General features: G+C 54.8%; 18 protein-coding genes and 1 pseudogene. 8 read left to right on the forward strand and 11 right to left on the reverse strand.

The annotated features are described in order from the left end of the window. Positions 1 to 682, forward strand: a 682-nt coding sequence (locus NZ823_14895) for an AAA domain-containing protein (protein ID MCS6806417.1), incomplete at its 5' end; no start/stop codon positions are given. Between the two features lie 484 nt (positions 683 to 1,166). On the opposite strand, the gene NZ823_14900 is transcribed toward NZ823_14895, so the two are convergent. The 6 genes from NZ823_14900 to ribA all read right to left on the reverse strand — a co-directional run bounded on the left by NZ823_14900 (position 1,167) and on the right by ribA (position 6,609). Beyond that, positions 1,167 to 3,332, reverse strand: coding sequence for an OmpA family protein (locus tag NZ823_14900; GenBank protein ID MCS6806418.1), 2,166 nt, complete (start codon positions 3,330 to 3,332; stop codon positions 1,167 to 1,169). Between the two features lie 36 nt (positions 3,333 to 3,368). Beyond that, the gene (locus NZ823_14905; protein MCS6806419.1) at positions 3,369 to 4,211 is read right to left on the reverse strand and encodes a menaquinone biosynthesis protein; all 843 of its coding nucleotides are present in this window, start codon (positions 4,209 to 4,211) and stop codon (positions 3,369 to 3,371) included. Positions 4,212 to 4,279: 68 nt separating this feature from the next. Beyond that, positions 4,280 to 4,618, reverse strand: a complete 339-nt coding sequence (locus NZ823_14910; GenBank protein ID MCS6806420.1) for a DUF167 domain-containing protein — start codon at positions 4,616 to 4,618, stop codon at positions 4,280 to 4,282. Positions 4,619 to 4,623: 5 nt separating this feature from the next. Beyond that, the gene (locus NZ823_14915; GenBank protein MCS6806421.1) at positions 4,624 to 5,220 is read right to left on the reverse strand and encodes a YggT family protein; all 597 of its coding nucleotides are present in this window, start codon (positions 5,218 to 5,220) and stop codon (positions 4,624 to 4,626) included. Positions 5,221 to 5,224: 4 nt separating this feature from the next. Next, positions 5,225 to 5,941, reverse strand: a complete 717-nt coding sequence (locus NZ823_14920) for a YggS family pyridoxal phosphate-dependent enzyme (protein MCS6806422.1) — start codon at positions 5,939 to 5,941, stop codon at positions 5,225 to 5,227. Next, positions 5,938 to 6,609, reverse strand: coding sequence for a GTP cyclohydrolase II (gene ribA / locus NZ823_14925; GenBank protein MCS6806423.1), 672 nt, complete (start codon positions 6,607 to 6,609; stop codon positions 5,938 to 5,940). The genes NZ823_14920 and ribA overlap by 4 nt, the downstream gene beginning before the upstream one ends. A 248-nt stretch (positions 6,610 to 6,857) precedes the next feature. Here ribA and purF point away from each other — a divergent pair, with 248 nt between their 5' ends. The 6 genes from purF to NZ823_14955 all read left to right on the forward strand — a co-directional run bounded on the left by purF (position 6,858) and on the right by NZ823_14955 (position 13,363). Then, the gene (gene purF, locus NZ823_14930; protein MCS6806424.1) at positions 6,858 to 8,267 is read left to right on the forward strand and encodes an amidophosphoribosyltransferase; all 1,410 of its coding nucleotides are present in this window, start codon (positions 6,858 to 6,860) and stop codon (positions 8,265 to 8,267) included. 48 nt (positions 8,268 to 8,315) lie between these two features. Continuing rightward, positions 8,316 to 9,296, forward strand: coding sequence for an MBL fold metallo-hydrolase (locus tag NZ823_14935; GenBank protein ID MCS6806425.1), 981 nt, complete (start codon positions 8,316 to 8,318; stop codon positions 9,294 to 9,296). A 2-nt stretch (positions 9,297 to 9,298) separates the two neighbouring features. Continuing rightward, complete coding sequence (locus tag NZ823_14940; protein ID MCS6806426.1) at positions 9,299 to 9,541, forward strand: DUF3006 domain-containing protein; 243 nt, start codon at positions 9,299 to 9,301, stop codon at positions 9,539 to 9,541. A 774-nt stretch (positions 9,542 to 10,315) separates the two neighbouring features. Then, a complete protein-coding gene (locus NZ823_14945) occupies positions 10,316 to 10,741 on the forward strand; it encodes an Hsp20/alpha crystallin family protein (protein MCS6806427.1) in 426 nt (141 codons plus the stop codon). Between the two features lie 99 nt (positions 10,742 to 10,840). Beyond that, positions 10,841 to 12,727, forward strand: coding sequence for a molecular chaperone DnaK (gene dnaK / locus NZ823_14950; GenBank protein MCS6806428.1), 1,887 nt, complete (start codon positions 10,841 to 10,843; stop codon positions 12,725 to 12,727). A 60-nt stretch (positions 12,728 to 12,787) separates the two neighbouring features. Then, on the forward strand, positions 12,788 to 13,363 hold the full coding sequence (locus NZ823_14955; GenBank protein ID MCS6806429.1) for a nucleotide exchange factor GrpE: 576 nt from the start codon (positions 12,788 to 12,790) through the stop codon (positions 13,361 to 13,363). 209 nt (positions 13,364 to 13,572) lie between these two features. Here NZ823_14955 and NZ823_14960 read toward each other — a convergent pair whose 3' ends face one another. The 3 genes and pseudogenes from NZ823_14960 to NZ823_14970 all read right to left on the reverse strand — a co-directional run bounded on the left by NZ823_14960 (position 13,573) and on the right by NZ823_14970 (position 18,122). Continuing rightward, positions 13,573 to 14,076: a pre-peptidase C-terminal domain-containing protein gene (locus tag NZ823_14960; GenBank protein ID MCS6806430.1), complete on the reverse strand. Its 504-nt coding sequence runs from the start codon at positions 14,074 to 14,076 to the stop codon at positions 13,573 to 13,575. A gap of 273 nt (positions 14,077 to 14,349) precedes the next feature. Next, positions 14,350 to 16,710 (reverse strand): annotated as a pseudogene (gene lon / locus NZ823_14965) (endopeptidase La). 152 nt (positions 16,711 to 16,862) lie between these two features. After that, positions 16,863 to 18,122, reverse strand: coding sequence for a SpoIIE family protein phosphatase (locus NZ823_14970; GenBank protein MCS6806431.1), 1,260 nt, complete (start codon positions 18,120 to 18,122; stop codon positions 16,863 to 16,865). A 167-nt stretch (positions 18,123 to 18,289) separates the two neighbouring features. On the opposite strand from NZ823_14970, the gene NZ823_14975 reads away from it, so the two are divergent. Further along, the gene (locus NZ823_14975; GenBank protein MCS6806432.1) at positions 18,290 to 19,231 is read left to right on the forward strand and encodes a Kdo hydroxylase family protein; all 942 of its coding nucleotides are present in this window, start codon (positions 18,290 to 18,292) and stop codon (positions 19,229 to 19,231) included. A gap of 61 nt (positions 19,232 to 19,292) precedes the next feature. On the opposite strand, the gene NZ823_14980 is transcribed toward NZ823_14975, so the two are convergent. Both NZ823_14980 and aceB read right to left on the reverse strand, forming a co-directional pair. Continuing rightward, a complete protein-coding gene (locus tag NZ823_14980) occupies positions 19,293 to 20,147 on the reverse strand; it encodes a patatin-like phospholipase family protein (GenBank protein MCS6806433.1) in 855 nt (284 codons plus the stop codon). Positions 20,148 to 20,204: 57 nt separating this feature from the next. Next, positions 20,205 to 21,827 carry a malate synthase A gene (gene aceB, locus NZ823_14985; GenBank protein ID MCS6806434.1) on the reverse strand — a complete coding sequence of 541 codons (1,623 nt, stop codon included), beginning with the start codon at positions 21,825 to 21,827 and terminating at the stop codon, positions 20,205 to 20,207. Positions 21,828 to 21,944 lie beyond the last annotated feature (117 nt).

A 21,944-nucleotide genomic window follows, 5' to 3' on the forward strand; every position in this document is an offset into this window, starting at 1 on the left:
CCCTTATCGAGCGTTCGTGGATGAGATATTTGAGCGATTGCATGAGGATCAGGCACTGGGTGGACTGCACAAAAAGCGCATGCAGCAACAGCTCATCATCGGGACCGCCCATCGGTTTCAGGGTAGCGAAGTGGACTATCTTGTGTTCGCTACTGTCGCCGGGGACAACGCCACCGATCATCAACGCCAGTGGATCGAATCGCCCAATCTGTTCAATGTCGCGATCACGCGAGCGCGGCGTCAGCTTCTGATTTTGGTCAGCCCCGCGTTCGAGCATCGGTTGTTTTTGACCAAGCAGCTCCTGCGAACAGGGCCAGTGGTATCAGGAGCCATGCCGATCGAAAAGAATGCTCTGGCTGCTCGAATTGTGACGGAACTAGAACGGCGAGGACTGGGCTACCAGATGGGTTGTCGGTATCACGGGGATCCGGTGGATTTTCTGCAGGATCAAGACCCGCCCCATTGGGGGCTTCTGCTCTGTCCATGGGAGAGGGCCATACATCTGTCTTCATTGAAGGCGCTGGAGCTATGGGATCATCAGCGCGCGCTCCGGCATCGTGGCGTGCGCACATGGGTCGTTTTTCCTCTGCCGTTGGATGAACTGCCCGATCACCTGATCGCAGCAGCACCTCGCCAGCCGCTCGCCTGGGGAGAAGACCGAGGGGAGCGACAGGGAAGCTAGAAGCGGGCCTCGTGGACTTATACCCGCCTGTTTTGCCTTACTCGAAGTGCGTGCAAGGCGAACGTGGTGGCCCTTCAGTGGCAACCGACCCGCTCTCCGAGTACCGCTTTTCTGTCAGTCTTTCCTGGAGCTGCGTTTCGCGCTCTATGCACGCCACTTCTGAAGAGGGCTTGAGGAGGAGCTGTGCATTTCGTCCAGCCGACGCCCAGAACGATGAAAATGGATCGCAGGCGGGAACGCCTGTGCCACATTCTTAGAGGGGTTTGCGAATGAGCTTACCCTGGGAGCGCATGCTTCCACCCTGCATGAGCCGGCAAAATGCGGAACCCTCAGGCTAAAGGGAATTGAAAATTGCTCTAGAGGTATGATTCATCAATGAGCGACGATTAATTCACCGGCTCATCGGTCAATCGCTATAACTCGATCATAGCGGCGGCCGAGCGCCGATGAATCAACCATCGCTCTTTTTTGTTCATCGCACAGCTTACTGAGGCATCTCGGCCCCTCGTGGAACGATCCACATCTGAACGCGTCGGTTGCGTTTCGGATCGCCACTGGGATCAGGACGACCAGCTCCAAAGTCGCGCACGATGATTCGATTCGGGTCAATGCCTTTTTCTGTTTCTAAATAGCGTTTGACGTTTTCGGCGCGTTGGCGACTGACGTTGCGGCGTTCAGCTTTATCTTGATGGCCATCGAGCACGAGGATGGTTGTAGGATCTTGCTGCAAGCGCAACGCCACGTCGTCTAAGATCGCCTTGTGCGTGTTATCAACGCGGGCGCTATTGAAATTAAACCTCAAATCATCGAGTTGGATTGGCAAGGGACGCGGCACCGATGAGACGCGGCAGGTTGTACTGGCGGCCGCCGAGCCACCCCGGCCATCGCTGACCCTCACCTGGATGACCACATCAACAGGTGGAGCGCCGGGGCCGGCTGTCACGTTCGTTGTATCAAGCGTGACAACAGGTCCAGAGCCGATGATCTGACCGGCTGAGGTTTGCCATTCGTAGGTGAGCGGGTCATTGTTTGGATCACTCGCGCGGGCTACCAGCCGGATGCGCTCTCCATCGGTGACCTGGCCTTGGATTTGCGGCTGACCGATGACAGTGCAGGATTCAGGAGCGAAAGCAACCGTTGGATTGAGATTCGGCGGCGGCTGTGGGCTGTTGACCTTGATGGTCTGACTGGCCGAATCAGAACAGCCACGACCATCATCCACAGTGACCGATACCTTAACCTCACGCGCCGGCGCGCCGACCGTCGGATTGACGCCGGTGGTATCCAATGAGACATTGGCGCCGGAGCCGATGATCTGGCCGGCAGTGGTTGTCCAGTTGTAGATCAAAACATCATTGTCCGGGTCGGTCGCGCGCGCGTAGAGTTGAACGCTCTCTCCGTCGGTGACCTCCAGTTTCTCAACTTCCAGATTAAGCGTCGGAGCCCGATTGGGCGGTGGTGGCTCAGCGCGAGGCGGCCGACGCCCATACCCGATGTGGAAGACAAATCCGTTGGCATCATCAGCGCGAAGATTGATCGGTGTGAATGTCGGACTGATGACAACAGTGCGATCATCGGCGTTGGTCAGAAAGCCTTGCCAGGCGCCGCCCAAGTGCACGCGGCCATGCCAAAGGAACAACCGCGCGCCAATGCGCAGGTCCATCGGGTTGACCGGATTCAGATTGGGCGTGCCGCCACCGACGTATACTGTGTTGTTCCATTCGACGATGTAAACCAGCGGCGTCCAGGGAGCGATTTCTAGGCCAGCGTTCAAGAGAAGTTCGTCGCGCCGATCAAGTAATGTGACGTCATGACGACGCATGCTGCCGGTGAGCATATAACCGAAGTTCTGGTGAAACCTGATGCGCTGACGGAGGAAGTTTTGGCTCATGATGAGCATGGGACCGCCATCAACAGTGCCGGCGCCACGACCGTCAGCGAGCGCATCATAATGTCGCGCTGTAGGAATTTTGATCAGGCCGAGCGCGGCCAACGAAAAGCGCCTGTTCGGGTTCAGCAAATTGATCTTGAGGCCGGCGCTGGCATCGCCAAGCCCATTGGACGACATGCGTGGGCCGGCAGCATCAGCAAATGGGAAGAATGGAAATTCGTTGTAATACCCAGCCCGATTGAATGGTGACCGCACGCCGGTAATGGGCGTGCCGACAGCGCCTACGGGCGGCAGGATGCTGCCGGTCAGATTACCTGATCGCGGAAAGAAAGCAGCGCCACCACCTCGCCTGATAGGCTGACCAAACGCCACAAAGGGATCAGCCCCTCGCCCACCAAAGGTCAAGCGGAAGCGGTTGAAACTGGAGCCGCTGAGCAAAAACGGTTGCCGGGTTGTCACCTGTTGAAAGGCATTGATGTTGGCGAAAATTTCTAACCGCTGGGTCAGGCCCAACGTGAAATTGACGGGAACACGATTGATGTCAAGGTCGCCGGGGTCGCGGTCGTAATTGTGCCAAAACACACCAAAACTGTACTGGCCACGTGGCAGCGTGCGCGTGGTGAACGTTTGAAATAACCCTGTGCCACCTGTAACGGTCGGGGCTGTTTGATAACATGGATCAATGCAATCCGAGGTTTGAGCCAGCATTGTCGTGCGAGCAAAAAACATTATCACAAGAACGAGCGCGAATCGTTTCATGGCGACCTCCGTTAGGGCATTGAGCATCGTGTACCTTCAAACATCAACTGTCACTTCATAAAACCTGATTGGATTGAGAACATCAATCAGATTGACCCGCCAGGCTAATGTGTAGAAATGGTTGAGTCCGCTAAGACACCCGTGGTTCAGGTCGTAGACCAGAGAACGAGTCAAATAATCGTGGACCAGCTCGTAGGGAAGCTGTAAGCGATTGACCGCTTCATCAATAATGTGAGGCAAACTGCTCCCCGCTTCCTTCTTGACAAGAGAAAAATCAATGCCTGCCATCCGATCAACTGATTCCCGACGGATAGCCCACACGGCAAAAACGAACGGCAATCCGGTTAGTTGCTTCCAGAGCTCTCCCCAGTCGGTGATCTGAGGAGAGGTAGGAGACGGCAGATGCACTGAATGATGATAGGCCAGCAGCGCCGGGTCGCCGATCAGTAACGCCGCGTCGGCTTTGCGAAGCATCTCCACCAGATGCGGCGGATGCGGCTCAAACCGAACCTCTCGCCGTTGAAAGTGGCGGAAATAAATCATCGTTAAGGCAGCGCCCGTGCGCGAGGACAAATCCAGCGATACGGAGTTGACTTCTTCGAGCGGTTTTTGATGAACAAGGATGACACTGCGCACAGGGCCGTCAGCAGCCACGGCAAGGCCCGGCACAATCAGCACATCATCCAAGCGCTGGTACTCAATCGAGGGAATGAGAGCAGCGTCCACCTGTTTCTGTCGAAGCATATCAGCGCATCGGGCCGGGGCGACATCCGCGATGAACTCGCAGCTACGGCGATGGGAACCATACATGAAACTCCAACAGAGCGGCAAGGAGTTCAAATAGGTGGATGCAGCGATCTTTGGTTTACTCAGCCCCATTCAGTTTATTGCTTCCGTCTCTCAGTGAAGCGTTATACTAGCCAAAAGGATATAGCTTTAGCAAGTTGTTATTTGGTATTGGTGGTTTGTTGTTCATTGAGCAGTTGAAGTCGGGTTGAACCTTCTCTGTTGAGCGTTTCAAGCAACGCTGATGGAGTGATTCCCTTGACGTGAATGGTTTTTCTTCGGTACGTGACTCCGGCGATGATCGTGATGGCGGAGCGACGAACGCCAAGCCATTTAGCGAGCCAGCGAATGCATTCTTGATTGGCTCGACCGGCCAGAGCCGGCGCAACAATGCGAAGCTTGATAGCTCCATCGAGCTCGCCGATAAGTTCGGTTCGGCTCGCGCCCAGTTGAACGATGACCTCAAGAGTGACGCCCCAGTCGCGGCTGCTGACTTTCATCGCGCTTAAAACATGAGCGCCCGAATCGCCTCCGATAGCAACGACAAGATCATAATCGCGATCAGCGGCGAGATGTCAATCACGCCAACGGGAGGGATCATCCGCCGAAATGGGCTGAGCACCGGTTCGCTCATTCGCATAACAAAGCGGCTCAGCCTGTAGCCGTAAACGCCAACCCAGGAGAAAACAACGTGCACAACAATGCATGTTGTCACCAACGCTAGGCCGCCTAGCACAACGGCGCCCAGACAACGCCACAATCCCGGCAGGCTCTCACCTGCCAAAATGAAGCTAAGACCATTGAGCATGAGATAGGTAACCTCATGAAATTGACCCAGGAGTCCGAGCAAAAAATAGGCGATGACAATGACGAGTACGATCAGCAGAATGGGCGCTAAATCTTTGCCTGCATGCATGCCGAGGGGATTTCGGCGAAGAGGCGCAATCATCGGTTCCGTCAGGCGGAGGACATGGTAGGCTAGTGTTCCAAATGGGTTCAGGTTGAGCCATTTGATCAACAGACGTAAGAGGATCAGGGCAATGACAACACCAACACCAATACGGATCATCCACGCAGCTAGAGCGAAAATACCATCAATCATTCAATCACTCCTGGACCGGACGCGGCCCCCAGATGGCTGTTCCAAGGCGAACCAACGTGGCGCCTTCTTCAATAGCAATTTCGTAATCGTGGCTCATGCCCATTGACAGACCGTTGACCTGATACTCAACTAGCCGTTGTTGGTTCAACCGATCTCTCAGCAGACGAAGCTCTCGGAAATAAGGCCTGACGTCCTCAGCGCGCTCAAAAAAGGGAGGCACGGTCATCAACCCCTCCAAGCGAAGATGGGCGCATTGAGCGACGCTGCGGGCAAGCTCGAACAGCTCATGAGGGAGGATACCCGATTTGGTTGCCGACGGGTCTGTTTTGACTTCGATATAAATTGGCACAGTCCGTTTGGCTTCGGCCGCTAGGCGATTGAGTTGGTGAGCTAATCGCTCGCTATCAACCGTTTGAATTACGTCGAATAGCTCCATCGCGCGACGCGCCTTATTGGATTGCAAATGGCCAATCAGGTGCCAGGTTGAGGCCCGGCGCAGCGCGACCGGGAGGTTTTTCAGCTTGGCTTCGGCTTCCTGCACGCGATTCTCTCCAAAATGACGGAGCCCTAGCTCGATGGCTTGCTCAATGAGCTGTGATGGAACTGTTTTAGTAGCAGCCACCAGCGTGACATCCTCAGGCCGCCGCCCCGCGCGACGCGCTGCCACGGCAATTCGTTCCATGACCTGGTGAATGCGGACATGAAGATCAGCGCGGTTCATTGGTCATGTTGTAGCTGAAATGAGAGCAGGTGCCCCATTTTTTCCTTTTTGGTCTGCAAGTACCGAATCATCTCTCCAATCGGTTCAACCTCCAAGGGGATGCGCTCAACAACCTGGATACCGGCTTTCTGCAACGCACGCAGCTTATCGGGATTGTTCGACAGCAGACGAATGCGTTGCAGGCCGAGCGCATTCAAGATAGCGGCACACTCTTCGTAGGAGCGTTCGTCAACGTCAAATCCGAGCGAGAGATTCGCTTCGACGGTGTCCAGGCCCTGATCCTGCAACGCGTAAGCGCGAATTTTATTGAGAATACCAATGCCTCGACCTTCTTGATATTGGTAGATGATGACGCCGTAGCCTTCTTGTTCGATCATCTCCATTGCGCGACGCAACTGGCGGCCGCAATCGCATTTGATCGAGTGAAAGACATCGCCGGTTATGCATTGAGAATGAATCCGGACGAGGCATGAACGCGGACATGGCAACTGCCCCTTGACCAACACGACATATTCCTCGCCACTCTGTCGGGCGATGAAACCCATCAGCCGGAAGACGCCGACTTCAGTTGGCAGCCGCGCCTCGGCTACTTTTTCAACCAAATTCCTCGGTGAATTGAGTCGCTCACCATTGGGTTGTGATTGTTCGTCTGTTCTCAACGCGCTCATCGTTGAATCCCTGAAAATGCTAGCGTGCATTCGAGCGAGTGCCGCCTGAGCACATGCTCGACTTGGCACGAACTCTTCCGCTTACTATCAATCGTTACACATACAACAAGAGTGCGTAATTATGACATAGCCCCAAGATTCCGTAAACATGGGGACTCTAAACATGGGGACTCTCGTTGATTGACTTCGTCACCCAACTGAGATAAAACTTACCCTCACCAGATGACTCCCTAGGGGTTAGGCAAGACATGCGCGACAAATTTCATGATGAGTGTGGCGTGTTTGGCATCTTCAATCATGAACACGCAGCTCAACTCACCTATCTTGGGTTGTATGCTTTGCAACATCGTGGGCAGGAATCAGCCGGCATCGTCGCATCAGACGGGCAGTCACTGTCGGCCATCCGTGGCATGGGTTACGTCAGCGAGGTCTTCGATGAAGCGGCGTTGGACCGATTGCCGGGACGTTTGGCGATCGGCCATGTTCGTTACTCAACGGCTGGCGAAGTGAGTCTGCGCGAAGCGCAACCGTTCCTCGTGTCCTATCATGGCGGGCAAATCGCCCTTTGCCATAACGGGAATATCCCCCACGCCCTGAGAATGCGGCAACGGCTGGAGCAAGAAGGAGCCATCTTTCAATCAACCAGTGATACCGAAGTCACCTTGCACTTAATCGCGCGCTCTGGCGCATCAGACATCCTGTCGGCGTTTGTTGAAGCCCTCATGAAACTCGAGGGAGCATATTCGATGTTATTGGCAACGCCAACGACGCTGATCGCTGCGCGTGACCCCAGAGGGTTTCGTCCACTCTCGCTCGGTCAAGTGAATGGCGCGTATGTGCTGGCCTCTGAAAGCTGCGCATTTGATCTGATTGGCGCCTCGCTCATCCGCGATGTCGAACCAGGCGAAGTGCTCAAGATTGACGAACACGGCGTGCAATCCTTCTTCCCGTTTCCACGCGTGAGGCCGACACAGTGCATCTTTGAACACGTCTATTTCTCTCGTCCGGATAGCATCGTCTATGCGCGCTCGGTCAGTCAGTCGCGCTATCAACTGGGGCGGCTATTGGCTCGCGAGCATCCTGCCGACGTAGACATGGTTGTTCCCATTCCTGATTCTGGCGTCGCGGCTGCTATCGGGTATGCTGCTGAATCAGGCTTGCCGTTGCGCTTCGGCCTGATCCGCAACCATTATGTCGGACGGACATTCATCGAGCCTAAGGCAGCGATTCGCCACCTGCGCGTGAAAGTGAAACTCAATCCCGTGCGTGACCTGCTAAAGGACCGCCGCGTCGTGCTCGTGGATGATTCCATCGTGCGCGGGACCACTTGCCAAGAGATTGTTCAGATGGTGCGCGCCGCCGGCGCTCGTGAAGTCCATCTGCGCATTAGTAGCCCTCCGACCATTGCCCCGTGTTATTACGGCATTGACACGCCCCGCAAGGCCGAGTTGATTGCAGCTCAACACACGGTTGAAGAGATCCGCCAATTTGTCGGCGCGGACAGCTTAGGCTACCTGAGTTATCTGTCTCTGCTTGAGGCCTGCGGCGATCGAGCTGATACGCGATATTGCACGGCATGTTTTACCGGTCGCTACCCAACGGAGATTGACACCGTGCATGAAATGAGAGGTCTGCTGGCACGAGCTAGTCAGTGCTGAAGCTTCCATCATGGCTGATCACAGCCGTGGTTGAGCAAGCGAATTTCTATGATGAATCGTCTGACACGAGTTTGTTGGGTGGTTGCCCTGCTGATCATCTGCGGGGCAGTCAGTCAATGTCGCAAACTACACGACACGAGTGAAACACAAGAATCCTCTTCCAATCACTTGGTCATTCGTGCCATTGACGTGGGGCAAGGCGATAGCTTCCTGTTAACATCGCCGGCGAGGAAACATGTCCTAATTGATGCAGGGCCGCCTGACATGAGCCAGTCGCTCGTGAATACTTTGGTAGCTGCCGGTGTGCGTCAGCTCGATCTAGTAGTTGCCACACATCCTCACGCGGACCATATCGGCGGAATGGCTCGCGTGCTTGATGCCATCCCAGTGAAACTGTTTCTTGATAGTGGTCAGCCGTATTCAACAAAAACCTATACGAATATGCTCAAGAAGATCCAGCAAAAAAACATCCGATTCCTCACTGCCGAGGCTGGCCAAGAATTTGAACTCGACGCGGGGATCAAACTCCACGTGCTGGCTCCCCGTAAGCCGTTTATCACAGAGTCGCAAGGAAGCGTGCACAACGCTAATTCAATCGTGATTCGATTGACCTACGGCTCATTCGCAATGCTCCTGACCGGCGACAGCGAGCAAGAAACCGAACGCCGCCTTCTCGCTGAGCGAACAGACCTGTCAGCCACCGTTCTGAAAGTAGCTCATCATGGCTCGAAATACTCCACCACCTTAGCCTTTCTCAGAGCTGTGCAACCGGAAGTGGCCATTATTTCCTGTGGCGCTGACAATGAATATGGTCATCCAGCTCAACGAACACTTGACCGCCTCAGGTCTGTAGTTCGTACCCTGCATCGAACCGACCTGGAAGGAACCATCACGATTTATACCGACGGTGCTTCCTATCATATCGAAACCGAACGGACTGCCTACAGTGACTTGTGGGCCGGCCGCTCACCACAACGTGATGATGGCAGCAACCAGCCCGCTCGTATGATGGATGCACCCATGAGGTGATTATGAAATGGATTGTTGATCGTATTGAGGAGGGCCTAGCAGTTTGTATTCCCGCCGATAATGAGCACATTACCATTCACGTGCCGATTCAATACCTTCCCAGCCATGTGCAGGAAGGGGACCATCTGCTGGTCTCAATTCAAATTGACGAGGCCAGTACCCGACGCTATCGGCAAGAGGCGGAACGGCTTTTAGAGGAACTAACTGAAAACCAGAGTGAAGGGCAAAAGAAGTTCACGCTTTGAACGAGCTTTGAAGGAGGTAGAGCGGTTTGTGAGTGAGTTTACACTGGGAGCGCCCGCTCCAGCATGCATTAGCCCGCAAGATGCGGACCCCTAAGCTAAAGGCAATTGAAAATCGCTCTAGGGTCATTGAGTAGCTGTGGCCTCTTGTTTTTTGCACAAGTCTCGTAAGCCTGTAGCCTCTCGCTGCGCCAGCGACACCCCCTGAAGGCAGGTCGTTGAGGCCTGCTAGGTAACGTGACACACGTTCGGGGCGTTTTTGGAGTGCTGCGACGTGTCGCAGCTTTGGCCGGAAAGCAGTGACAAGTCACCGCACTCCAAAACGTCCCCTCCCTCCAACTCGTCCCCCAAAATGTCCCGGAACTTTTGTCACCTACTTTGACGGATCAAAACTTGGACTTCGTCACATCAGCCACGATTGAACTGCACCCCCGGATTCAACCATTGCTCACGCGACGCAGCGTGTCAGGCAATGACTTCGTTCCGAGCTTTGGAACCTCCGACTCCTTTGAAAATAGCCCACGAAACACACGAAACTCACGAAACAATTGTATTTTCATCGTTCGTGGCGAGCGCGGAGCTCATGGGCTATTCCCTTGTAGCTGCTGACAAGTGTGAGAAACCCATGAGTTGACCCTATTCTGCAAAATTTTCTCTAATACTTGACATTAATATGCTCAGATTTTATTATAATGACTCGATCATGAATGCAATGATCGAAAGAAAAATGTTCGGATTTCACCGAATCAGTAGAGGAGGTGAAGGGAAGTGGCATTGATGAGATTTGACCCATTTGCAGACCTAATTGATTTACAACACCGGATCAATCAGCTTTTTGAAGAGATGTCGCGAGGTGACCGTGAGCCAATGGCACGGGCCAGTTGGTCGCCCTCGGTTGATATTTATGAGGCGGCGGACGCAATTTTCATTGAAGCCGATCTGCCTGGACTCACCAGAGAGGATGTGACGGTTCGGTTGGAGAATGATGTCCTGACAATCGAAGGAGAGCGGAAGCCACCTCAGGAAGAGAGACGCGGAAGTTATCATCGCATCGAGCGGGCTTATGGATCGTTTGCTCGGAACTTTACCATTCCGTCCACGGTGCAGGCCGACAGAATCGAAGCCGAATTTAAGGATGGAGTGCTTCGCGTTCGCCTGCCCAAGCAGGAACGAGCGAAATCCAAGCAGATTCAGGTCAAATGAACGATGGCAGGTAGTGAAAAACTGCTGACCGAGGCGTGGTGGTCAGCCGCGCCTATATGTTGGCCAGCAGGAGCAACTCACATGGGAGGAAAATAGGAAATGGCTAAAGCAGTAGGCATTGATTTGGGAACAACAAACTCAGTCGTGGCCGTGATGGAAGGCGGCAAGCCGACGGTCATTATCAACAGTGAAGGCAGCCGGCTCACGCCATCGGTGGTGGCCTTCACAAAGACGGGAGAGCGTTTAGTCGGGCAGTTGGCCAAGCGCCAGGCCGTACTGAATCCGGACAACACCGTTTATTCGATTAAGCGCTTCATGGGGCGCAAGTATGGTGAAGTGACCTCTGAGATCAAGCAGGTTCCCTACAAGGTGGTGGCCGGACCCAATGATGCTGCGCGTGTGGAGATTCAAGGGAAGCAGTACGCGCCCGAAGAAATCTCGGCGATGGTGCTGCGTAAGTTGGTTGATGATGCGTCCAAATATCTTGGCGAGAAGGTGACGGATGCAGTGATTACTGTCCCGGCCTACTTCAACGATGCTCAACGGCAAGCCACCAAGGATGCTGGTAAGATCGCCGGGCTCAACGTGCTGCGAATCATCAATGAGCCAACAGCAGCTTCGTTAGCCTACGGCATGGATAAGAAAAAGCATGAGACGATCCTGGTGTTTGATCTCGGTGGCGGCACGTTTGATGTCTCTATTTTGGAAGTTGGCGACGGCGTTTTTGAAGTCAAGGCGACCAGCGGCGATACGCATCTGGGCGGCGACGACTTTGACGAACGGATTGTTCAGTGGATTGCAGAAGAATTTCTGCGCGATCAAGGGATTGATTTGCGAAAAGACCGTCAGGCGTTGCAGCGACTGAAAGAGGCTGCCGAGAAGGCCAAGATTGAATTGTCGTCCACTGTTGAAACAACAATCAGTTTGCCCTTCATTACTGCTGATCAAACCGGACCCAAGCACCTGGAGATGAAGTTGACGCGGGCGAAATTTGAGCAGATGACGCAGGATTTGGTGGAGCGGTGCATCGGTCCGGTCAGGCAGGCATTGGCCGATGCGAAGATGACGGAGGCCGATGTGCATGAGGTGATCCTGGTGGGCGGAGCGACACGGATGCCGGCTGTTCAGCAACTAGTCAGGCGGTTGACCGGCAAGGAGCCGAACCAATCGGTGAATCCTGATGAAGTGGTCGCTGTCGGCGCAGCCATTCAAGCGGGCGTGTTAGCCGGCGAAGTCAAGGACATTTTACTGCTTGATGTAACGCCGTTGTCGCTGGGTGTGGAGACGCTCGGCGGTATCATGACACGTATCATTGAACGCAACACGACGATCCCGACGCGGCGCAGTGAGATCTTTTCCACGGCTGAAGACAATCAGACGGCTGTGGACATTCACGTGTTGCAAGGGGAGCGTGAGATGGCGCGCGACAACCGCACATTGGGGCAATTTCGCCTTGATGGGATTGCGCCGGCGCCGCGCGGTGTGCCTCAAATCGAGGTCACATTTGATATTGACGCCAACGGCATTCTGAATGTCTCGGCCAGGGATAAAGCGACAGGACGCGAACAGAAGATCACGATCAGCGGGTCCACCTCGTTAGCGAAAGATGAGATTGACCGCATGATCAAGGACGCTCAGCTTCATGCTGATGAGGATAAGAGACGTCGTGAAGAGGTCGAGGCTCGTAACAATGCGGATGCATTGGCCTATCAAGTTGAGCGCACACTGAGAGACCTCGGCGACAAAGTCCCTGCCCATGAGAAAGCGCGGGCCGAGCAATTGATCGGTGAAATCCGTCAGGCGGTCAAAGAGCAGGCCCCGATTGATCGCATCCGGCAATTGTCCAGCGATCTGCAACAGGTCGCTCACGCATTGGCTGCTCAAGCCTATCAACAGGCCAGCTCGGCGTCAGCCGGTCGCTCCGAGACGACGACGGCTCCCAAAGAGGATGACATTATAGATGCTGAGTTCAAAACGAGTAAGTAATGCGATCCGCCGCCAACTGACATGAGGATGGCGGCGTGTGCTGAATCGGAGATGAGAGCGATGCCTAAAGAAGCGATGGAACCTGTGGAAGCCCGACCGTCAGATCGTGATTCGGAGCAATTGAATCTGATTGGCTCTGCTTCGGTCAGCGAGCCATCTGCTGCAACTGATGAAGCGCCATCGGAGCCGCTCAGCGAGCTGGCACGGTTGGAGCAGGAGCTGGAAGCGACGCGTGACCAGTTGCTCCGGACGCTCGCTGATTTCGATAATTATCGCCGTCGCATGGAGCGGGAAATGGACAGTCGCGGTCATTTAGGCAAGCGCGAGGTGATTATCGGTTTACTGAACGTGATGGACAGTTTTGACCAAGCGGCCGCTTGGGCGTGCGCTGACCAGCAGGTTGCTCAAGGGATTCAAGCCATTCATCGTCAGTTGCTGGCGCTGTTAGAGTCTCACGGGGTACGTCCTTTTGACAGCGTTGGCCAGCTCTTTGATCCGGCTTGGCACGAAGCCGTTGGCCGCCTCGATGCTCGTGAGGCCGGCGTCGAACCAGGTGTGATCGTCAAAGAATTTCAGAAGGGATACCGCTGGCATGACAAGTTACTGCGACCGGCGCGTGTGCAGGTGGCACAGTGAGCTTGTTCAGCGAAACTGTGTCACCATCATGATTGCCGCCTTGTACGTCGCGACGAGTTGACGTGGTAGAGCACGCTCCTTCAACGCCCCGGTGGCGTTGCACCTCTGCCGTTAACGCTCGACATGCTCGCTCAGCGCCGCGCAGCTTCTCGAAACTTATGTGACACTGCACCTCCGCCGTCAATGCCCAACGTACCCTGCTGCGCTTGTTAGGTTCGTGGTTTGGTCTTCACCTCGACCGGATTTTCCAGCTCCGGCATGAATTGGCCTGTGGGCTCATCTGCGATTATGTCGCTTTTCGCGGCTGCCCCACGAGCCAGTGTCAGATCATACGTGCCGCCTCCAGGATTGCCGCTGAAGCTGGAGACAATCACGATATAGCCTCCCGTATCGGGTGCGGTGAAGCGAATTCGTGAGTTCGTGCCGACACCGCTATCATCGTCAAAAATGTCGAAAGCAGCGTCAGGACCGACGACACGCAGCGTTGTATCAAACGAGCTATTGCTGGTTTCGACACGGATTGTTTCGCCGATTTGGGCGAAGAATATGTAGACGTCGGGAACGATCTGATTACCGAACACAAGCGTAGATCGAATCGTCCCTGCTGTAGAGAAATTGATGAATTTTTGAGCATGAGCCGCGCTGGGCCAAAGACAGGTGAGCCATACGGCAACAATGCTGATAACATATCGGCTATATGAGTTTCTTGTCATTGCTTTTCCTCCGGTGAGTATGATCAGCACGTTTCGGGGGCGTTTTCGTGCCGGCTATTATATGTCGCTTCTAGCAATGGAGATGCCCAATCCGTAGGGATTATCAATTTCTTTGACCTCGCCTATCACCTCTCATGGCAGCTCGCTATGGACGGTAGCGCCCTTATCTTTATGTTCTGAATCGCTTGCGGTCTTGCTAGCAGTGTCGGTTGTCCGGCGAGGAGGCTTGGGTGACTTTTTCTGCTCCGAGAGCGTCTGGTTGAACAAGACCTGCAAGAGTTCATCAATAGATTCGACAGGGATGAATGTGAGGTCCTGGCGTACTTCAGGTTGTAATTCGTCGAGGTCTTGAAGATTGTGTTTCGGGATGATGACACGTTTAATGCCGCCGCGGCGCGCGGCAAGGATTTTTTCTTTCACGCCGCCGATGGGCAAGACCAAACCCGATAGCGTAATCTCTCCGGTCATGGCGATGTCAGGTGGGACAGGCTGCTTCGTGTAGAGCGACGTGAGCGCGGAGACCATGGCCACACCTGCCGAGGGTCCGTCCTTGGGAATGGCGCCTGAGGGGACATGCAGATGAACGCCGTTATTTTTGAACTGAGCTGGATCAATGGCCAGTTCCTTGGCGTGAGCCCAAATGTAGCTCTGGGCAGCGCGGGCCGATTCTTGCATGACTTCGCCCAGGTGGCCTGTCAAGGTTAGTCCTTTGCCGCCCGGCAGCAACGTGGCTTCGACGTATAGCAATTCACCGCCCACTTCGGTCCATGCCAGTCCCGTCGCCACGCCGATTGGCAGGACCGGTCGGGCTTGTTCCTGAAAGAATTTTTCCACGCCCAAGTAGTCTTTGATCTCATCCAGTTGAAGGGTGACGGACTGAGCCGTTCCTTGGGCGATTTTCTTAGCCACTTTGCGCGCGATTTTACCGATGCAGCGGTCCAATTGGCGAACGCCGGCTTCGCGGGTGAAACGGGAGATGATCCGCTTGAGCACTTCGTCAGATAGGATCAACTGATCAGGCCGGAGGCCATTTTGCTCAATTTGCCGGGGCACGAGGTAGCGTTTGGCGATTTCCAATTTTTCCTCTTCGCTATAGCCGGGCAATGGGATCACTTCCATGCGGTCGCGTAGGGCGGGTGGAACGGTGGCCAGATTGTTCACGGTGCAGATGAAGAAGACGCGCGAGAGATCGAACGGCAGATCAAGGTAGTGGTCGCGGAATGTATGATTCTGTTCAGGGTCTAGTATTTCTAAGAGAGCGGATGCCGGGTCGCCGCGAAAGTCCATGCCGAGCTTGTCAACTTCATCGAGCATGATGAGTGGATTATTGGTTCCGGCCCGTCGGAGCGCCTGAATCACGCGGCCTGGCAACGCGCCTACATAAGTGCGGCGATGGCCTCGCAGTTCAGCTTCATCGCGCACGCCGCCCAGGCTCATTCGCTCAAACTTGCGTCCCAAGGCGCGGGCAATGGATTGACCCAGGCTGGTTTTCCCCACGCCGGGCGGACCCGCAAAGCAAATGATCGGGCTCTTGGCATTTGGCTTGAGTTTTAACACAGCAAGGAATTCCAGGATGCGATCTTTGACTTCCGCCAGATCGTGGTGGTCGTGGTTGAGCACGTCTTCGGCATGATTCAGGTCGAGGTTATCCTCAGTACTGACGCACCAAGGCAGTTCCAGCACCCATTCAAGATAGGTGCGAATGACGTGATAATCGGGCGCCGCCGACGGCAGTCGTTCCATCCGTCGCAGCTCCCGTTCAGCTTCTTTACGGACCTCATCAGGCAGCGCGGTCGCTTCCAGGCGTTCTCGCAGCATGTTGACTTCAGCCATCTCCGGCTCTTCTTCGCCGAGTTCCTTCTGAATCGCCTTCATTTGTTGCCGCAAGATGTATTCCTTCTGCGCTCGGTCCATTTCTGCTTGAGCTTCGCCGGCAATTTTTCTTCTGACTTCCAGGATTTCCACTTCACGCGTCAGGTAGGAGTTCATCAGTTGTAAAACCTCGCGTGGCGTGGCCGCTTCCAGCAGCGCCTGTTGTTTTTCCACGTCCAGGTTCAGCAGTGTACCGAGCCGAAACGCTAACACGACCGGATCAGCTTCACTGGTAAACACGGCGGCTACGCCTTCCGGCACGTTTGGCAGCAAGCTCAGGCTTTTGTGGATCAGGCTCAGAATGTTTCTGTGAAGCGCCTCGATTTCGATGTCTTCGCCCTGTGGATATTCCAACACCTGGACGCGCGCCTTCAGGTACTCATCCGAAGGCACAAATTCCACCAGTCGCACTCGTTTCCAACCTTGCACGGCAATTTGGATCGTGTCGTCGGAGGTGCGCAACATTTTGGTGACCACCACCAGCGTGCCAACATGATAGAGGTCATCATAGCCCACGTCGTCAACCGCCTGATCGCGTTGGGCGACGACGACCATCAGTTTCTCTTCAGTCGTCACAGCGGCTTCGACGGCGGCCACCGAACGTGGTCGCCCGACGACCAGCGGCGCCGTGATGGATGGAAACACGACCGTGTTGCGGAGCGGCAGCAGGGGCAGTTCGACCAACGAGCTGGGGTCAAATGGCAGGTCTATCACATTGGTTACATTAGGCTCCGGGTCGGATTCCACGTGTGATGGATGCATAAGGCGTATTCGTTCAGGCGCTCTCATGGGTGCAACGAATGCGGATGGTTTTCTCACAGTGCCTTCCAGAGGCTTTTTCGGTCCCGATGTGTGCTGGGCTGTAGGTTTTTTCTTTTCGCGGCTCATAGCATGGCGTGGTTTGTCTGACAGATTCACACGGCGCGGATCACCACGACCGTGAGATCATCGGATGGGCTTTCGGGCGCGCTGAATGCTTTGACTTCTTCAATAATCCGCTCGCACAAACGAGGCGCTTCTGGGTCCGTTTGTTGACTGACTAATGAAATTAATCGCGCCAGTCCAAACATCTGCCCTTGTCCATTCGTCGCGTCAGTGACGCCATCTGTGTACAAGATCAGCGTGTCGCCCGGTTGGAACGTCAGCAGGTCTTCCGAATGCAAGACATCCTCGAATAAACCAAGCGGCAGCCCGCTGCGAGGCACCGGCTTGACCGGCTCGCCGGCGCGGATGAGCAACGGCGGATTATGTCCGGCGTTGATGTAAAAGCAGCGGCGCTCGTCAGGATCAAAGCGAGCAAAAAATGCCGTCACGAAATGGCGGCCCTCTGTTGTCTTCAGCATTAACCGATTTAATCGGCTGAATACGCCGCGCAGCGAAAAGTCATTGCTGATCATGGCATGCAGGTACGCGCGGAACGTGGCCATCATCAATGCAGCCGGAATCCCTTTGCCGGACACGTCGGCAATGACCAGCCCCCAGCGTCCATCGCCGGCGTCAATGAAGTCGAAATAGTCCCCGCCGACAGCCGCCGACGGGATTGACCGCCCACAAATATCAAAATTCTTCACCTCAGGTGGACGATGCGGCATCAGCATCTCAACCAGTTGACTGGCCACCGTCAGCTCATATTCCAATCGGCGCTTCTCCATCAGCTCCTTATGCAGTTCAGCTTTCTCGATAGCCACTGCCACCATGCTGGCAAACATCTTCAGTAACTGAAGGTCTAATCGCTCATAGGCTTGAAGCCGGTCTGATTCCAGGTTGATGACACCGATGGTTCGATCCCCACTGCCGATGATCGGCGCTGCCAACTCCGATTGCGTTGTCGCTCGAGCGCGGATGTAGTCTGGATCAACGCTCACGTCCGGTACGACTTCGCCGACGCCAGTTTCCATCACCCGGCCGATGATCCCTTTCTCTGAGCAACAGATCGTCGGCTCGCTCATGTCTATGTCGTAGCCGATTGATTCCTGGCCACGCAGTGTTTTGGTCGTTGGATCGAAGACGAAGATCGCCGCCGCATCGTAATCAATCAGCTTTTTCGCTGCTTTCAAAATGCCTCGCAGCACTTCCGTTTGGTCGAGTGAAACACTCACCAACCGAAAGGCCGTAATCAATGCGCGGAGCTGGTCTTCACGGAGCGTTGTTTCTGTGACTACTGCTTCAGCCATGACTGTGTCGCACCTTGATTGGTGAAGCTTAAGTGTAGCTTACAAACCAGCGATCAGCAATCAATCAGCAGTTGGTGCCCGATGAGCAGGCGAGGTCTGAGCGAGGCCGCACGGGGCGCTCTCAATTGCTTTTTGCTTCACGTGAGCCTACACTGAGCAGCGTCTGTATGGGACGCATCATCGTTGCTGAAACTACTGGGCTGAACCGCATTGGCGGAGTAACCAACGCGTTGGAGGCCGCTCTGTGGCGCTGCCGACAGTTGGAGGAAGGTCATATCCTCTATTTTCCTCAAACGCCGTTCGAGCTGACGCCTGAGGAACGCCAGTTTCTTCTCGGTCAGCAACAAACAGGCGCTGGCTATCATAAGAACATTGCCTATCGTCCACTGCAACATCGTGTGACGGGTGTTGCCAGCCGCGCCCGCGCGCAGATTGAGCAACTCAAAACAGTGATGCAGGCGTATTCTTGCCGCGTAACCGAGTTCCTATCTCAGTTTCTCGCGCCGTATGCTTCCTCATGGCGACTGGACTACGCCAGCTTCCGGCCGCAGGAGGAACAGGGAAGGAATTTGCGACGCCGGTTGCGCAATGATTTGCTGCACGTTGATGCCTTTCCCACGCGACCAACTTATGGCGACCGCATTCTCCGTGTTTTCACCAACATCAATCCTACTGAGCCACGTCGTTGGTTAACGGCCGAGACGGCAGATGTATTGATCCGACGGTTTGTTGGCGCTTCTGAGTTGCCGTCGCCTCGACCATCTGATCGCTCGACATGGCGCACACGGTGGCGTTCGCTTCTCAAGCGCGGGCAAGCATTGGGTCTGCCGTTGGCGTTGCGCTCTCCCTACGATGAGTTCATGCTACGGCTCCATCACTTCATGAAAGAGAATCACGCTTATCAATTATCGTGCACAAAAGACGCTTGGGAGTTCCCACCTAATTCCACTTGGATCGTGTTCACTGACATGCTGGCTCATGCAGTGTTGTCAGGCCAATATGCGTTGGAACAAACTTACATTGTCTCTCGACACGCGATGGTCGCGCCCGAGAAGGCGCCGATCCATGTGTTAGAGACGTTGGTTGGCGCGCCGTTGGGTGAACCCTGAGTCAATCTTCCGGACGCATCGCTCGGCTCGCTCCATGGACTTATACCAACCTGCGGTGGTATTAACTCGTTTCAGGATCGCGGTGCGTCCATGCCAAGCGCCAGCGGGCAAAGAGGCCGGCCTCTTCCTGCTTGAGCCACTGTTGGCATCTATGCGCCAGTCGGCGCATGGTCTCCTCGCCAATGCGAATGATTTCGTCAGCTCGACTCAGATCGTCCCAAGCCACATGGCTCAAATTCGGCGCAACCAGCAGATCAGCCATTTGCCGAGCCTGATTGCCTGAGTTGTAGCCAACAATGGCATACGCCTGACTGTAAATCTGGTAGAGATTCGTTGGAGGTTGTTCCAGGCGCGAAAATGGATGCACGTCAACCGCGATGACGCGCTCAGCTCCCATTGACTTGACCACTGAAACAGGCAAGCAATCCACAATGCCGCCATCTACCAGCAGTTGGTTCCCCTCGTATGGCACCGGCGTGAAGTAGCCGGGAATAGCCGTGCTGGCGCGGATCGCGCGGGCTAGATCGCCATGCCGAATAACCACTTTCGCGCCCGACATGATGTCGGCTGCAACTACAGCCAGCGGAATGCGCAGCGCTTCAAACGTCGTCGCGCGAAAGTGCGTCCGAATGTAAGCTTCCATGCGTGAGCCATCGCGGAGTCCGAGTCGAGAGACCGCCAGTTTTCCCAGATCGCTCCAGCGCATTTTGCGCACCTTTCGGATCATTTCTTCAATCGGGATGCCACAAGCGTATGCGCCGCCAACAAACGCGCCAACACTGGTGCCGGCAATGTAGGAAATCGGAATCTCGAGTTCTTCAAGAACCTTTAATACGCCAATGTGGGCTAACCCTTTGGCGCCGCCGCCGCCCAGTGCTAATCCAATTTTCGGCCAACGCCGTTGTTGATTGCTCATGCGCTGTTATTATCGCAAATTTTCTGGCTGAGTGACAGACAAATTTATATCCATCCATCATTCCAGGTAGTCATACGCGACGAGCGTCATGAACTCAACGAAGTGCTGACGGGTCACAATGTCCTGAAAGATGCGCGAGGCGATGTCGAATCGGCCTGCGTCAAAGCGTTCCGCGCCGAGCCGCTCGCGCATTTTCCCCAACTCGTCGCGCATGATTTGCCGGACCAGCTCAGGCGTTACTGTGCGACCGTCGTCCAGCTTGGCGCCGTGCTTGATCCATTGCCAGACCTGTGAGCGGGAAATCTCGGCCGTCGCAGCGTCTTCCATCAGGTTGTAGATTGGGACGCAGCCACTGCCGCGGAGCCACGACTCCAGATATTGAATGCCAACATCAATGTTGATCCGAAGCCCCTGTTCGGTAATTGTTCCGTCAGGCGTTTGCAGCAGGTCTTCGGCTGTGACGCGCACATCATCTCTGGTGACCGTCAACTGATGAGCCTCCTTCATGTGCGTATCGAAAATTTCTTTGGCGACTGGAACAAGGCCGGGGTGCGCAACCCATGTGCCATCGTGACCAGCAGCGACTTCACGCCGCTTGTCTTGCCGCACCTTCTCCAATGCCGCTTCATTGGCGACGGGATCGTCCTTGATAGGAATTTGCGCCGCCATTCCACCCATCGCGTGAATGCCACGTCGGTGACAAGTCTGAATCAACAGATCAACATAGGATTTCATGAAATGCCGGGTCATCGTCACTTGCGCGCGATCCGGCAAGATACATGCTGGATGGTTCCGGAACTTGCGAATGTAACTGAAAATATAGTCCCAGCGCCCGCAATTAAGCCCAGCCGAATGTTCGCGCAGCTCATAGAGGATTTCGTGCATTTCGAATGCTGCCAGGATGTTTTCGATGAGCACCGTCGCCCGGATCGTGCCGCGAGGGATGTCCAGAGAGTCTTGAGCGAGATTGAACACGTCGTTCCACAGACGCGCCTCCAGATGGCTTTCCAGTTTCGGCAAGTAGAAATAGGGACCCGTCCCTTTTTCAATCAGCTTGTGCGCGTTGTGAAAGAAGAACAATCCAAAATCGAATAACGAGGCTGAGATGGGACGATGGTCCACGAGCAGATGTTTCTCGTGCAGATGCCATCCGCGCGGTCGGACCATCAACGTGGCGGTCTGTGGATTGAGTTGGTAGCGCTTGCCATCCGGATTGACAAACGAAATAGTTCCTTCTATGGCGTCGCGCAGGTTGAGTTGACCTTGCAGGTTATTATCCCATGTTGGTGAGTTGGCATCCTCGAAGTCGGCCATGTACACGTTTGCGCCGGAGTTCAACGCATTGATGATCATTTTTCGATCAACCGGTCCGGTGATCTCCACGCGACGATCTTGCAAATCAGCCGGGATGGGCGCAACCGTCCAGGAGGACTCGCGAATCCACCTTGTTTTTTCAAGGAAATCAGGTTTGTGTCCCTCGTCCAGCTCGTGTTGTCTGACGTGCCGACGGGTCATCAATTCCTGTCGCCGGTCTTCAAACGTCCGGGCTAGCAGGGCAAGAAAGCGCAAAGCTGATGGCGTCAGAATCTGTTCATAGGCCTCAGGCATGCGACCTGTGACAGTAACGCCGTCTACTTCAAGCGCGTGATGTGAGGGGTGATGGACACCTGCTGTGCTCATAGCCATGTATTCCTCTGAAAAGGCAGGCACAGAGCCACTGATGAACAGATTTTCAATCGTCATCAGTGAATCTGTGCTTGTTTTTCATCGTGTTTAGGGTTTGTCGCCAACGGCGTG

This window comes from Blastocatellia bacterium (assembly GCA_025054955.1).
Lineage (GTDB): Bacteria > Acidobacteriota > Blastocatellia > HR10 > J050 > JANWZE01.